The sequence below is a fragment of the Nocardioides sp. Z40_12 genome (assembly GCF_058215795.1).
The window spans coordinates 636000-648238 of sequence record NZ_JBZAJA010000001.1 but is presented as its reverse complement, the minus strand read 5'-3'; the positions used below and the strand labels follow the sequence as shown (position 1 = coordinate 648238).

The 12239-nt window shown below is 73.2% G+C and carries 15 protein-coding genes, 1 tRNA gene and 1 pseudogene; 10 read left to right on the top strand and 7 right to left on the bottom strand.

What is annotated here, in order from left to right; all coding sequences use genetic code 11:
• Positions 1 to 259: pseudogene (locus AC4BG9_RS03115) on the top strand (methyl-accepting chemotaxis protein); the annotation flags it as partial.
• Positions 260 to 303: 44 nt separating this feature from the next.
• On the opposite strand, the gene AC4BG9_RS03110 reads toward AC4BG9_RS03115, so the two are convergent.
• Positions 304 to 945, bottom strand: a complete 642-nt coding sequence (locus AC4BG9_RS03110; protein ID WP_490569614.1) for a response regulator — start codon at positions 943 to 945, stop codon at positions 304 to 306.
• Positions 946 to 1120: 175 nt separating this feature from the next.
• Here AC4BG9_RS03110 and AC4BG9_RS03105 point away from each other — a divergent pair, with 175 nt between their 5' ends.
• Together AC4BG9_RS03105 and AC4BG9_RS03100 are read left to right on the top strand one after the other, a co-directional pair.
• Positions 1121 to 2692 carry an MDR family MFS transporter gene (locus AC4BG9_RS03105; RefSeq protein WP_490569613.1) on the top strand — a complete coding sequence of 524 codons (1572 nt, stop codon included), beginning with the start codon at positions 1121 to 1123 and terminating at the stop codon, positions 2690 to 2692.
• Positions 2689 to 3177 carry a MarR family winged helix-turn-helix transcriptional regulator gene (locus tag AC4BG9_RS03100; RefSeq protein WP_490569612.1) on the top strand — a complete coding sequence of 163 codons (489 nt, stop codon included), beginning with the start codon at positions 2689 to 2691 and terminating at the stop codon, positions 3175 to 3177. The genes AC4BG9_RS03105 and AC4BG9_RS03100 overlap by 4 nt, the downstream gene beginning before the upstream one ends.
• A 12-nt stretch (positions 3178 to 3189) precedes the next feature.
• On the opposite strand, the gene AC4BG9_RS03095 is transcribed toward AC4BG9_RS03100, so the two are convergent.
• Positions 3190 to 4800, bottom strand: a complete 1611-nt coding sequence (locus AC4BG9_RS03095; RefSeq protein WP_490569611.1) for a glycoside hydrolase family 13 protein — start codon at positions 4798 to 4800, stop codon at positions 3190 to 3192.
• The gene (locus tag AC4BG9_RS03090; protein ID WP_490569610.1) at positions 4797 to 5597 is read right to left on the bottom strand and encodes a hypothetical protein; all 801 of its coding nucleotides are present in this window, start codon (positions 5595 to 5597) and stop codon (positions 4797 to 4799) included. The genes AC4BG9_RS03095 and AC4BG9_RS03090 overlap by 4 nt, the downstream gene beginning before the upstream one ends.
• A 46-nt stretch (positions 5598 to 5643) precedes the next feature.
• Here AC4BG9_RS03090 and AC4BG9_RS03085 point away from each other — a divergent pair, with 46 nt between their 5' ends.
• A complete protein-coding gene (locus AC4BG9_RS03085) occupies positions 5644 to 6360 on the top strand; it encodes an iron-dependent transcriptional repressor DtxR (protein WP_490569609.1) in 717 nt (238 codons plus the stop codon).
• 50 nt (positions 6361 to 6410) lie between these two features.
• Positions 6411 to 6884 (top strand): GyrI-like domain-containing protein, encoded by a 474-nt coding sequence (locus AC4BG9_RS03080; RefSeq protein WP_490569608.1) that lies wholly within the window; start codon positions 6411 to 6413, stop codon positions 6882 to 6884.
• Here AC4BG9_RS03080 and AC4BG9_RS03075 read toward each other — a convergent pair.
• Together AC4BG9_RS03075 and AC4BG9_RS03070 are read right to left on the bottom strand one after the other, a co-directional pair.
• Positions 6862 to 7689, bottom strand: a complete 828-nt coding sequence (locus AC4BG9_RS03075) for a Sir2 family NAD-dependent protein deacetylase (RefSeq protein ID WP_490569607.1) — start codon at positions 7687 to 7689, stop codon at positions 6862 to 6864. The genes AC4BG9_RS03080 and AC4BG9_RS03075 overlap by 23 nt on opposite strands.
• Entirely contained in the window at positions 7686 to 7955 is a 270-nt protein-coding gene (locus AC4BG9_RS03070; protein ID WP_490569606.1) for a DUF2277 domain-containing protein, read from the bottom strand. Before AC4BG9_RS03070 ends, AC4BG9_RS03075 begins: the two co-directional genes overlap by 4 nt.
• Positions 7956 to 8023: 68 nt before the next feature.
• On the opposite strand from AC4BG9_RS03070, the gene AC4BG9_RS03065 reads away from it, so the two are divergent.
• Positions 8024 to 8096, top strand: a tRNA-Arg gene (locus tag AC4BG9_RS03065).
• Positions 8097 to 8121: 25 nt separating this feature from the next.
• Here AC4BG9_RS03065 and AC4BG9_RS03060 read toward each other — a convergent pair.
• Complete coding sequence (locus AC4BG9_RS03060) at positions 8122 to 8373, bottom strand: MerR family transcriptional regulator (protein ID WP_490569605.1); 252 nt, start codon at positions 8371 to 8373, stop codon at positions 8122 to 8124.
• Between the two features lie 120 nt (positions 8374 to 8493).
• Here AC4BG9_RS03060 and AC4BG9_RS03055 point away from each other — a divergent pair, with 120 nt between their 5' ends.
• Both AC4BG9_RS03055 and AC4BG9_RS03050 read left to right on the top strand, forming a co-directional pair.
• On the top strand, positions 8494 to 8922 hold the full coding sequence (locus tag AC4BG9_RS03055) for an Hsp20/alpha crystallin family protein (protein WP_490569604.1): 429 nt from the start codon (positions 8494 to 8496) through the stop codon (positions 8920 to 8922).
• A 62-nt stretch (positions 8923 to 8984) separates the two neighbouring features.
• A complete protein-coding gene (locus AC4BG9_RS03050) occupies positions 8985 to 9377 on the top strand; it encodes a YbaB/EbfC family nucleoid-associated protein (protein WP_490569603.1) in 393 nt (130 codons plus the stop codon).
• On the opposite strand, the gene AC4BG9_RS03045 is transcribed toward AC4BG9_RS03050, so the two are convergent.
• Complete coding sequence (locus AC4BG9_RS03045) at positions 9367 to 10563, bottom strand: saccharopine dehydrogenase family protein (RefSeq protein ID WP_490569602.1); 1197 nt, start codon at positions 10561 to 10563, stop codon at positions 9367 to 9369. The genes AC4BG9_RS03050 and AC4BG9_RS03045 overlap by 11 nt on opposite strands.
• A 152-nt stretch (positions 10564 to 10715) precedes the next feature.
• On the opposite strand from AC4BG9_RS03045, the gene AC4BG9_RS03040 reads away from it, so the two are divergent.
• Positions 10716 to 12044: an LCP family glycopolymer transferase gene (locus tag AC4BG9_RS03040; RefSeq protein WP_490569601.1), complete on the top strand. Its 1329-nt coding sequence runs from the start codon at positions 10716 to 10718 to the stop codon at positions 12042 to 12044.
• Positions 12041 to 12235, top strand: a complete 195-nt coding sequence (locus tag AC4BG9_RS03035; protein ID WP_490569600.1) for a hypothetical protein — start codon at positions 12041 to 12043, stop codon at positions 12233 to 12235. The genes AC4BG9_RS03040 and AC4BG9_RS03035 overlap by 4 nt, the downstream gene beginning before the upstream one ends.
• Positions 12236 to 12239: the final 4 nt, after the last annotated feature.

Genomic DNA, 12239 nt, shown 5'->3' with positions numbered 1-12239 from the left:
CGACGTGATCAGCCGGATCAACGACATCCAGACCACGATCGCCTCGGCGGTGGAGGAGCAGACGGCCACCACCAACGAGATCGCCCGCAGCGTCACCGACGCCGCCGGCGGGGCGTCCGGGATCTCCGCCGACGTCTCCCAGGTGGCCGCCGCCGCCGAGGACACCCGCCAGGGGGTCAACGACACCATGCAGGCCGCGCGGAACCTCGCCTCGATGGCCGCTCAGCTGAAGGCGCGCGTCTCCACGTTCACGCTCTGAGCTGCCTCTGAGCCGCCTCTGAGCGCTCTGGGCAGCCCCTGGGCTCAGCCGCGGAGCCGGGAGGCGAGCACGGCCGCCTGGGTGCGGCGCTGCACGCCGAGCTTGGAGAGCACCGAGGTGACGTTGTTCTTGATCGTCTTCTCGGAGAGGAAGAGCCGCTCGCCGATCTCCCGGTTGGTCAGGCCTTCTCCGATGAGCTCGAGGATGCGCGACTCCTGGGCGGTGAGCCTGTCCAGCGCCTCATCGGGCTGGACCCGGCTCTGCTCGCGCATCCGCTCCATGATCCGGGCGGTGACCGCGGGGGCCACCAGCGACTCGCCCGCCGCGACCTTGCGGATCCCCTCGAGCAGCGAGTGGGCGCCGATCTCCTTGAGCACGTAGCCGGCGACCCCGGCCGAGAAGGCGGCCGAGAGCGTCTCGTCGTCGTCGTAGCTGCTGAGCATCAGGCTGCGGACCTGGGGGGCCTGGGTCCGCAGGTCACGCACCACGTCGACCCCGGAGCCGTCCGGGAGCCGGGCGTCGACCAGGGCCACGTCGGGGTGCTCGGCGAGCATGGCGCTCAGGCCCTCTCGGACGGTGCCCGCCTCGCCGACGACGGTGATGTCGCCCTCGGCCTCGAGCAGGCTGCGGAGACCTCGCCGCACGATCTCGTGGTCGTCGAGCACGAAGACCCGGATGTTCGCCATAGCCCTTTGGTACAGGAACCGGCGGGCCGCAGGCCGCCGATGTGCGGATCGCGCGAGACCTGCACCGTACAGGGCGTCGACCTTCCCGCACGGAATAAAGTTGCTGCGGACAACCTTCTGTCCCGAGTCGGTCGTCATCCTGGCCGGCTACCCGCTACCCGCTTCGGAGTGATCAGTGACCGAGTCCCCCCAGATGACGCATCGCCAGGTGCTGGAGGCCCTGACCGGCCTGCTGCTGGCCATGTTCGTGGCCATCTTGTCCAGCACCGTCGTCTCCAACGCCCTCCCGGCCATCGTCGCCGACCTCGAGGGCACCCAGACCGGCTACACCTGGGTGGTCGTGGCGACCCTGCTGACGATGACGGCCACTACTCCGATCTGGGGCAAGCTCGCCGACCTCTTCGACAAGAAGGTCCTGGTGCAGGCGGCCCTGGTGATCTTCTCCGCCGGCTCGCTGGTGGCGGGGTTCGCGCCCTCCATGGAGGTGCTCATCGGCGCCCGTGCCTTCCAGGGCCTCGGCGTCGGCGGCCTCACCGCGCTGGTCCAGGTGGTGATCGCGAGCATGGTGAGCCCCCGCGAGCGGGGCCGGTACGCCGGCTACATCGGCTCGGTCTTCGCCCTCTCCACGGTCAGCGGACCGCTGATCGGCGGGGTGCTGGTCGACACCCTCGGGTGGCGCTGGTGCTTCTTCGTGGGGCTGCCGGTGGCGGTCGTCGCCTTCGTGGTGCTGCAGAAGACCCTCCGGCTCCCGCGGGCCCCCCGGCGTGAGGTGCGCATCGACTATCTCGGCGCGACCCTGATCATGGCCGGGGTCTCGCTCCTCCTGGTCTGGGTCAGCCTGGCCGGTTCGCAGTTCGCCTGGCTCTCCGGCACCAGCGCCCTCCTGGTCGGCGGCGGCGTGCTGCTGGTCGTCGCCGCGGTCGTCGTCGAGGTCAAGGTGGCCTCGGAGCCGATCATCCCGATGCGCCTGTTCCGCGACCGCACCACCAGCCTGGCCACCGCCGCGTCGGTGCTGGTCGGCGTCGCCATGTTCGGCTCGACGGTCTACCTCAGCCAGTACTTCCAGCTCTCCCGCGGCATGTCGCCCACCCGGGCGGGCCTGATGTCGATCGCCATGGTCGGTGGACTGCTGGTCTCCAGCATCGTCTCGGGGCGGATCATCAGCGACACCGGCCGCTGGAAGCGGTTCCTGGTGGGCGGCATGGTGGGCGTCATCGCCGGGCTGGCGCTGCTCTCCACGATCGACGAGTCCACCTCGCTGGTGTGGGTCGGCCTGTTCATGGCCGTCCTCGGGGTCGGCATCGGTGCCACCATGCAGAACCTGGTGCTCGCGGTGCAGAACAACACCTCCAGCGCCGACATGGGCGCGGCCTCCTCGCTGGTGGCGTTCTTCCGCTCCATCGGCGGCTCCGCCGGCGTCTCCGTCCTCGGCGCGGTCCTGGCACACCAGGTCGCCGACGAGGTCCAGGCGGGGCTCAGCCGGCTCGGTGTCCGGGGCGGGGAGGAGTCGAGCCACTCGATCCCGGACCTCGACACCCTGCCCGGACCTGTCCGCGAGGTCTTCCAGGCGGCGTTCGGCGAGGCTTCCGCCCACCTCTTCCTGGTGGCCGTCCCGTTCGCGGTGGTCGCCCTGGTCTGTGTGCTGCTGATCAAGGAGGTCCCGCTGCGCGAGACGATCCTGCGCGAGGACGAGCTCTCCCCGGAGGTCCGCGCCGAGCTCGAGCTCACCGACGAGCGCCGGTCGTGACGGACGCGGGCCGGGCGGGGGTCTCCGGCCCGCAGATCCAGGCCGACACGTTCGACGCCCTGGAGCGGGAGGTCGGGATCCTGCTGCGGCGGACCCGCCGGGCGATCGCGCTGCGGGCCCGACTGGTCGCCCCCGGCCTGCAGCCGGCGGCGTACCTGATCCTGAGGCTGCTGGTCTCGGAGGGCCCGCTGCGCTCCTCGGTGGTCTCCGACGTCCTCGACCTCGACAAGGGCGCGGTGAGCCGGCAGGTCCAGCAGCTGGTCGACCTGGGCCTGGTCGTCCGCGACCCCGACCCCGAGGACCGCCGGGCGAGCATCCTGACGCCCACCGACACGGCGCGCGAGGAGATGGAGAAGGTCTCGCTGGCCAGGCGCGAGCTGCTGCGCGAGCGCCTGGGGGAGTGGGACGACGCGGCGCTCGCCGACGTCGTCGTCCAGCTCCGGCACTACAACGAGGCCCTGGAAGGCCCCCATCTGACCGGGTGACCCCGGGTCGGCTCAGCGCAGCCAGACCGCGGTGTCGGCGGGCAGGCCGTCGGGGGCCAGGTCGCCGGAGGCCACCAACGGCTCACCGGCGGGGAGCGGCACCGTGACCTCGCCGCAGTTGAGCACCACCGTGAGGGAGCCCCGGCGGAAGGCGAGGACGTCCTCGCCCCAGCCGGGCAGCGGGGCGAGCAGCTCGACCTCGTCGCCCGCGCCCAGGGCGTGCTCGCGACGGGCGGCCAGCAGGGTCCGGTAGAACTCCAGCGTCGAGCCCGGGACGCCGCTCTGCGCGGCCACGGTGAGCGGAGCCCAGTCCGCGGGCTGGGGGATCCACGGGCTGCTGCCCTCGGGGCCGAAACCGTAGGGGGGCGCCTGGCCGGACCAGGGGATCGGCACCCGGCAGCCGTCCCGGCCCGGCTCGCCGGTCCGGAACCACGAGGGATCGCGCCGGTGCTCCGGTGCGACCTCGACCTGCTCGAGACCGAGCTCCTCGCCCTGGTAGAGGTAGGAGGAGCCGGGCAGGGCCAGCATCGCGCAGGTCGCCGCCCGGGCGCGGGCCAGCCCGCGAGGCCCGCCGCCGTAGCGGGTGGGGTGCCGGACCACGTCGTGGTTGCTCAGCACCCACGTCGGCGCGGCACCGACGGGCGCCACCGCCGCGAGGGTGCCGGTGATGACGTCGGCGAAGGCGCGCGCCGACCACGGCGCCAGCAGCCAGGAGAAGTTGAAGGCCTGATCGAGCTCGTCGGGTCGCACGAAGCGGGCCAGCGACTCGGGAGTCTGGGTCCAGGCCTCCGCCACGGCCATCCGGTCGGGGCCGTACTCGTCGAGCACCCGGGCCCACCGCCGGAAGACCTCGTGCACCTCGGGCTGGTCCCACATCGGCTCGTCGGCCAGGGTCCGCTCGACCATCTCGTGGTGCTCGGCCAGGCGCTCCATCTCGTCGGCGGAGCGCTCCTGGTCGCGCAGCGACTCCACCTTGTAGAGGCCGTGGGCCACGTCGACGCGGAACCCGTCGGCGCCCCGGTCGAGCCAGAACCGCAGCACCTCCTCGAACATGTCGCCGACCTCCGGGTTGCGCCAGTCGAGGTCGGGCTGGGTGGAGTCGAACAGGTGCAGGTACCACTGGTCGGTGGGGCCCTCGGGGCCGCTCACCCGGGTCCAGGCGGGGCCACCGAAGACGGACTCCCAGTTGTTGGGCGGCTCACCGGCCCCGGCGCCGCGCCCGGTGCGGAAGAGGTAGCGGCCCCTGGCCGCGGAGCCCGGCTCGGAGTCGAGCGCCTCCACGAACCACGGATGGGCGTCGGAGGTGTGGTTGGGGACCAGGTCGATGACCACCCGCAGGCCGAGCGAGTGGGCGCGGTCCAGCAGCTCGTCGGCGTCGGCGAGCCGGCCGAAGAGCGGGTCGACGTCGCGGTAGTCGGAGACGTCGTAGCCGTGGTCGCGCTGCGGGGAGCGGTAGAAGGGGGTGAGCCACACCGCGTCGACCCCGAGGTCGCGCAGGTGCGGGAGCCGGGAGGTGATCCCCGGCAGGTCGCCCACGCCGTCGCCGTCGCTGTCGGCGAAGCTGCGCACGTAGGCCTGGTAGACGACCGCCTCGCGCCACCAGGCCGCGTCGGCCTCGCTCATCTCGAGGTCTTTGAGTCGACGGTGATCCACACGTGCTCGGCCACCGCGACCACCCGCCCGTCGGAGTCGTGGAGGGTGGAGGCGGTGAAGGTCTTGCGCCCCTGGCTGCCACGACCCTCCCCGACGACCACGTGCGGCTCGCCGATCACCGGGAGGGCGTCGATCCGCGCCGTCATGGTGCCCAGCACCATCGTCCGGCCGGCCATGCCGGCGCCCCAGGCCCCCGGGCAGTCGAGGGCCGCCCAGGTCGGCGCCAGGGCGGCCCGGTGCTCGCCGTCGGGAGCGGGAGGCGCCCCGTCGGCCAGGCTGGGGTCGGGGGTCCAGGTCGCGGCGACCACCGGCCCGTGGGGGCCGTCGTGGCCCGGCACCGGGCCGGGGAAGATCCGCAGGCCCTCGCCGGGCTCCCGGGCGGGGCCGCAGGCGAAGCAGCGAGGGAAGGGGTGGGCGTCCAGGCCCTCGAACGCCGCCTCCGCGGACCGGGCGGCCTCGGCCGGGACCGGCGGCACCGGCGCCAGGTCGCCGTCGCCGGCCTCCACCAGGGCGGCCTCGGCGACCACCTGCCCGGCCGGGTCGAGGAGCACGGCGCCCACCGCGTCGCCGGCCTCCTGCTCCGCCACGCGCAGGGGCACGTCGAGGGGCGGGGGCATCCGCAGCCTGACCCGGACCGGGTGCCAGGCGTCGCTGCGCGCCCGCGACCGGGCGGGGCCCAGGCGCGAGGCCAGCGCGCCGGCGGTCCAGCCGCCGTTGCCGGATCCGGAGGGGCCGCAGAAACGGTGCGGGACGATCAGCTCGCTCACAACGCCACCCTGCCACCTTCAGGGCCGATGGGACAGAATGGGCCCCGTGAGCGACCTCATCGACACCACCGAGATGTATCTGCGCACCATCTACGAGCTCGTGGAGGAGGGGATCGTCCCCCTGCGCGCGCGGATCGCCGAGCGGCTGCACCAGAGCGGGCCGACCGTCTCCCAGACGGTGGCGCGGATGGAGCGCGACGGGCTGCTCACCGTCGAGGGCGACCGCCACCTCGAGCTCACCGAGCAGGGCCTGCGGCTGGCCACCCGGGTGATGCGCAAGCACCGGCTGGCCGAGCGGCTGCTGACCGACGTCATCGGCCTCGACTGGGAGCTCGTGCACGCCGAGGCCTGCCGCTGGGAGCACGTGATGTCCGAGACGGTGGAGCGCCGGCTCATCGAGCTGCTGGACCACCCCACGGAGTCGCCGTACGGCAACCCGATCCCGGGCCTCGACGAGCTGGGGCAGGAGAGCGCGGGCGAGCACTTCATGGAGGGCGTGGTGCCGCTGTCCAAGATGGCCGGCTTCGAGGAGGGCCGGGTGCTGGTGCGCCGGATCTCCGAGGAGCTGCAGAAGGACGAAGGGCTGATGAGCGCCTTGCGCCGCGTGGGGGCGCTGCCCGACAAGACGGTGGTGGTCGTGGCGACCACCGAGGGCGTGCTGGTCGGCTCCGGTGGCGAGACCTGCGAGATCGACCTCGAGGCCGCCGACCACATCTTCGTCACCTCCACCGAGGTCCCCGCGGTCGTGCCCGGCGCGCCCTGATCCCCCCGCAACGATCCCGTCCCCCCGTTCCCTGCAGGAGGAGAGGAACCATGCCGGAGCCAGGAGCAGAGCCCGAGATCGTGCAGGTCGAGGCGGTGTCGGTCGCGCTGCTGCGCGAGACCGTCCCGACGAGCGAGCTCACCGGCCTGTTCGACCGGGGGTACGCCGCGGTCGCCGACGAGCTGGCGCGCCAGCAGGTGGGACGCACCGCGGCCGCGGTCGCGGTCTACTACGGCGCGCCGACCCACACCGCCGACGTGGCCGTCGGCTACCCGGTCCAGCGCCCGGTCCGCAGCGCCGGGCCGGTCGTCGGCGGCGAGCTGCCGGGCGGGCGGGTGGCGCGGGTCCTGCACCTGGGCGCCTACGACCGGCTGCCGGAGACCTACGAGCGGCTGGTCGCCTTCGCCCACCGGCACGGCGTGCAGCTCGACGAGGTGATGTGGGAGTCCTACCTGACCCAGCCCTCGCCGGACGCCGACCCCGCGCAGATGGTGACCGAGGTCAGCTGGCTGTTGCGGGACTGAGCCGGCTCCCGGCCAGCGCGGTGAGGAACTCGCTGCACCCGGCCGCCACGGTGCAGGAGGCCAGCTCGTCGCCCCGGGTGGCGCCGCGGTTGACGATCACCACCGGTACCCCCTCGCGGGCGGCCCGCCTGACGAAGCGCAGCCCGCTCATCACCGTGAGCGAGGAACCGGCCACGAGCAGCGCCCCACCGGTCCCGGCGAGCGCCTCCACCGCGGCGTAGCACCGGGCGACCCGGGGCGCGGGGACGTTCTCGCCGAAGAAGACGACGTCGGGCTTGACGTCCCCGCCGCAGTCGAGGCAGCCGGGGACCACGAAGTCGCCGGTCTCGTCGAGCTCGACGTCGCCGTCGGGGTTGGCCGCCAGCGAGGCGTGCCGTCGCCGCCACCCGGGGTTGGCCTCCTCGAGCCGCTCCTGGAGCGCGGCGCGGCTCGTCGTGCGCCGGCAGCCCAGGCAGACCACCTCGGAGATCCGCCCGTGCAGGGCGACGGTGCGCCGGGTGCCGGCCGCCTCGTGCAGCCCGTCGACGTTCTGGGTGATGAGCAGCTGGGGCTCCAGGGCGGCGACGGCGCGGTGGCCGGCGTTCGGCTGCGCATGCCGCATCAGGCCCCACCCCAGGTGGCTACGGGCCCAGTAGCGCTGCCTGGCCCGGGGGGTCGCGACGAACTCCTGGTAGGTCATCGGCGCGCGGGGCCGCGAGCCCGGCCCGCGGTAGTCGGGGATCCCGGAGTCGGTGGAGAGGCCGGCGCCGGTCAGCACCACCAGCGGCCGCCCGGCGAGCAGGTCGAGAGCGGCCTGCCAGGTCACGTGGCGTACCGCAGCTGCGCCCTGGCCCGCGCCTTGGCGGCCTCGACGTCGCGGTCCTTGGGCGGGGCGGTGGTGACCAAGGAGTCGACGAGCCGGCGGGTGACCTCGGCGACCTCGGCGACGGCGCGGTCGAAGGCCTCCTGGTTGGCTGCCGACGGGCGGGTGGCGCCGCTGACCTTGCGCACGTACTGCAGTGCGGCGGCCGCCACCTCGTCGTCCGTGGCGGGCGGCGCGAAGTTGTTGAGCGGGCGGATGTTGCGGCACATGCCTCGAGGGTACGCCGCGCGGTGTCCGGGCGGACATGCCAAGATGTTCTCCGGTCCATGAGGACCACGCCCCAGTAGCTCAGTGGATAGAGCAGCCGCCTCCTAAGCGAAAGGTCGCAAGTTCGACTCTTGCCTGGGGCACCCCGTCAGGCCAGCCCGCCCTCGCTCAGCCCCCGTCGAGACGGGCGCGCAGCCGGCGGACCTCCTCCTCGAGCTCGAGGACCTTGGCGATCCCCGCCAGGTTGAGCCCCTCGCCCAGCAGCTCGCGGATCCGGTGCAGCGTCTCGATGTCCTCGGTGCTGTAGAGCCGGGTGCCGCCCGAGGTGCGGGCGGGCTCGATCAGCCCGCGTCGCTCGTAGACGCGCAGGTTGGCGATCTCCATCGAGACCATCGAGGCGGCCACGGAGATGGCGTACACGCCGGTGGACGAGGCAGGCAGGACGGTTCTCCTTCCCGGTGAGGGGGTCTTGCTCAACTCTAACTGGTGTGTTAAGAAATATGCATTCGCCATTACAGATCCCGTGAGGAGGATCCCATCATGCTGCTCCGCAACACCGACCCGTTCCGCGACTTCGACCGCCTGACCCAGCAGCTGCTGGGCACCACCAACCGGCCCGCGGTGATGCCGATGGACGCCTGGCGCGAGGGGGATAGGTTCGTCATCGAGTTCGACCTGCCCGGGATCGCCAAGGAGTCGATCGATCTCGACATCGAGCGCAACGTGCTCACCGTGCGCGCCGAGCGGGTGGCCCGCAACGGCGACTGGGAGATGCTCGCCTCCGAGCGCCCCCGCGGGGTCTTCAGCCGCCAGCTGGTGCTCGGCGACAACCTCGACCTGGAGCGGATCGAGGCCTCCTACGCCGACGGCGTCCTCCGCCTCCTGGTGCCGGTCGCCGAGCGCGCCAAGCCCCGCAAGATCCAGGTCGTCGAGCGCGGCCAGGACGCGGCCGCCGAGCTCGCCGGCTGAGGCGTCCGCCCCTTTCTGCGCAAACCGCCCCACCCCGGGGCGGTTTGCGCAACTGTGGGGTCATGAGCAGTCAGGCAGGTCGTGCGGCAGACGTGATCGCCACCATCGAGGCGCAGACCGAGGCGGCCATCGCCCGGCTCCGTCAGGCCTCGGTGCTGCGCGAGGAGCTCGGCGCGGTGCGCGGCACCGGCACCTGCGAGGGCGTCACGGTGACGGTCACCGCCTCCGGGGTCCTGCTCGACGCCGACTTCGGCCCGGCGCAGCTCCCCGGTAGGGCGGAGCTGCGACGCCGCCTGCTCGCCGCCCATCGCGCGGCCCAACGCGACGTCGCCCGGCAGGTCGGCGACCACGCCCGGTCGACCTGGGGCCCCGGCGACCCGATGGTCACCCGGGCCGAGGCCGAGGTGGCTCGCCGCACCGGCCCGCGACTGGTCCGCGACGACGTCAGTCCTTGACCACCTCGAAGCGCATCCCCGCGGCCTGGAGTCGCTCGGTGAGGCGCGTGCCCATGGCCTGGGCGGTGGTCACCTGGCCGCTGGTCGGCGGGTTGTCGTCGAGCAGCAGGCACATCGCGGACTCCGCCAGCATCTTCGCCGTCTCGTCGTAACCCGGGTCCCCGCCGCTGACCCGGGTCCGCACCCGGTGCGGCGCGTCGCCGGGTGCGGCCGGCTCGGTCTCGGCGACGAAGTCCACGGTGAACCAGGCCCGGGCGCGCCGGGCCCGGTCGGGCCCCTCGCCCTGGGCCACCCGGGAGAGCAGCCGGCGTCGCAGCGGCGGCACCTGGGCGCCGAGGGCCAGGCCGCCGACGGCGACGGCGCCCACGGCGGCGAAGCGCAGCGTCCTGGTCCCGGCGTAGTGCGAGTAGACGAACCGGGGGCCGTAGGCGGGCAGCGCCGCCCCGCTGCGCGCGACCACCGCCGGGTCGAGCGTGGGCAGCGGCAGCAGCCAGTAGCCGAGCGCCGGGTCGCGGTGCGGCCGGCCGGCCACCGCCCGCGAGGACCGACCCGCCGGACGCCCCTCGGCCCGCCGCCGGCGGCTCGCCACCCGCGCCGACTCCTTCATCCGCGACATCGCCTCGAGGGCCGAGTGGAAGGTGCCGCCGGAGAAGGTGCCGCTGGAGCGCACCACGCCGCGCAGGGTGATCGGGACGTCGTCGGGCAGCTGCGAGACGGTGAAGAGGGCGCCGAGGTCGTGGGGGATCGAGTCGAAGCCGCAGGCGTGCACCAGGCGGGCCCCGGACTCCACCGCGGTCGCGTGGTGGGCCAGGTAGCTCCGGTCCACGAACTCCGGCTCGCCGGTGATGTCGACGTAGTCGGTGCCCGCGGCGGCGCAGGCGGCGACCAGCGGGTCGCCGTGCCGGAGGAAGGGCCCGACCGTGGTCGCGATCAGCCGGGTCGAGGCCGCGAGGCGGGCCAGGGCGGTCTCGTCGGTCGAGTCGGCGACCACCAGCTCGAGGTCGGCCAGGTGCGGGTGGTCGGCGGCCAACCGGGACCGCACCGCCTCCAGCCGTTCCCGGGAGCGGCCCGCCAGGGCCCATCGCAGGTCCCGCGGGGCGTGCGCCGCGAGGTAGTCGGCGGTCAGCCCGCCAGTGAAGCCGGTGGCGCCGAGCAGGACGAGGTCGAGGTCGCGGGTCGCAGTCACCGCCCCATCGTGACAGGCCGGCCCGGGGTGGCGCGGGCGTCATTTGCTCCAGAACCCGCCGCGCGCGGAGAATGGCCGGGGTCGAGTAGTTTGCTTCCAGTAGATTTTCCGCGTCGGTCCGCCCGGACCGTCCGTCGCTTAACCATCACGAGGTGCCAGTGTCCGACGAGACGTCAGCCGACGAGCCCGTCGGGGTCCCGCCGGCGGGTGCCGGCCCCGAGAGCGGCGACGACTCCTCCACCGAGGCCGGCAAGCGGAAGGGCAAGGGCAAGAAGAAGCACACCGTGGGCACCGTGCTGCTGGCCTCGCTGGTGGTCCTCGGCCTGGTCACCGGCCTCTCCGTCGCCTTCATCTACCGCCACCTCAACGGCAACATCACCGTCTCCGAGGGGTTCGACGAGGTCGACGACCGACCGGAGGACCTCGGCCCCAAGGGCGCGCTCAACATCCTGGTCCTCGGCTCGGACACCCGGGACGGCGAGGACAACAAGATCGACGGCGAGGCCGGCGGAGGCGTCTCCGACACCACCATCCTGCTGCACATCTCCGAGGACCGCCGACGTGCCTACGGGGTCTCCATCCCACGCGACTCCCTGGTGACCCGCCCCGACTGCGGCAAGGACGACGACATCGCCGGCGGCGACGACCAGATGTGGAACGCCGCCTACGCCCTGGGTGGCGAGGCGTGCACCGTCGAGCAGTTCGAGCAGACGACCGGCATCGTGCTCGACGACTTCGTGGTCGTCGACTTCGCGGGCTTCAAGGACATGGTGGACGCCGTCGACGGCGTCCCGGTCTGCATCCCCGAGGACATCAACGACCCCGCGCACAACATCTTCATCAAGGGTGGCGAGGACCGGGTCCTCAAGGGCGACGACGCGCTCAACTACGTCCGCGTCCGGGCCACCCTGGGCGACGGGTCCGACATCGGGCGGATCAAGCGCCAGCAGAACTTCATCGCCTCGATGGTCAACAAGGTCGTCTCCAAGGGCACCCTGACCCGGCCCGACCGGCTGATCAGCTTCCTCGACGCCGCCACCGCGTCGCTCACGGTCTCGCCCGGTCTCAGCAACCTCACCAAGATCGGCGGCCTGGGCATGAGCCTGCAGGACGTCGGGCTGGACAAGGTCCAGTTCCTCACCGTCCCGTGGGAGTACGACCAGCGTCCCGACTACCTGGGTCGCGTCGTCTGGAAGCCCGAGGCGAAGAAGCTCTGGCGCAAGATCGCCAAGGACAAGCCGTTGACCCGCAGCCAGAGCGAGGGTGCGATCAACGCGGCCGCCCCGCCCGGTCAGACGCCGACGGCCACGCCCTCCGAGGAGCCGACCGACGCGCCCAGCGACGAGCCGACCGACGAGCCCAGCGACGAGCCCACCCCGACGCCCACCGAGACTCAGATCCCGAGCCCGTCCCCCAGCGTGACGCAGGGGCCGAGCGAGGAGGAGATCGAGAGCGCTCGTGAGGAAGGCCTCTGCGCGTGAGCGCCGACGCCGCCCGCCACGGCGACCCGGAGCCCGAGTGGGTGCGCCGGCGCCGCCTGGCGCAGGTCTTCGGCGACGTGCTCCCCGAGACCACCTCCGACGAGCGCGACGAGGAGACGCCGGCCGCGGGCGCCGAGGCGTCGTCCGACGCCTGGCTCCGCGCTCAGGTGCCGCCGCACCACGGCGGCTGAGCTT

Excerpts from the sequence above, each read along its gene's own strand:
- AC4BG9_RS03110 (WP_490569614.1), bottom strand. The coding sequence starts at position 945 with ATGGCGAACATCCGGGTCTTCGTGCTCGACGACCACGAGATCGTGCGG.
- AC4BG9_RS03095 (WP_490569611.1), bottom strand. The coding sequence starts at position 4,800 with ATGAGCGAGGCCGACGCGGCCTGGTGGCGCGAGGCGGTCGTCTACCAG.
- AC4BG9_RS03080 (WP_490569608.1), top strand. The coding sequence starts at position 6,411 with ATGCCGGAGCCAGGAGCAGAGCCCGAGATCGTGCAGGTCGAGGCGGTG.
- AC4BG9_RS03070 (WP_490569606.1), bottom strand. The coding sequence starts at position 7,955 with ATGTGCCGCAACATCCGCCCGCTCAACAACTTCGCGCCGCCCGCCACG.
- AC4BG9_RS03055 (WP_490569604.1), top strand. The coding sequence starts at position 8,494 with ATGCTGCTCCGCAACACCGACCCGTTCCGCGACTTCGACCGCCTGACC.
- AC4BG9_RS03050 (WP_490569603.1), top strand. The coding sequence starts at position 8,985 with ATGAGCAGTCAGGCAGGTCGTGCGGCAGACGTGATCGCCACCATCGAG.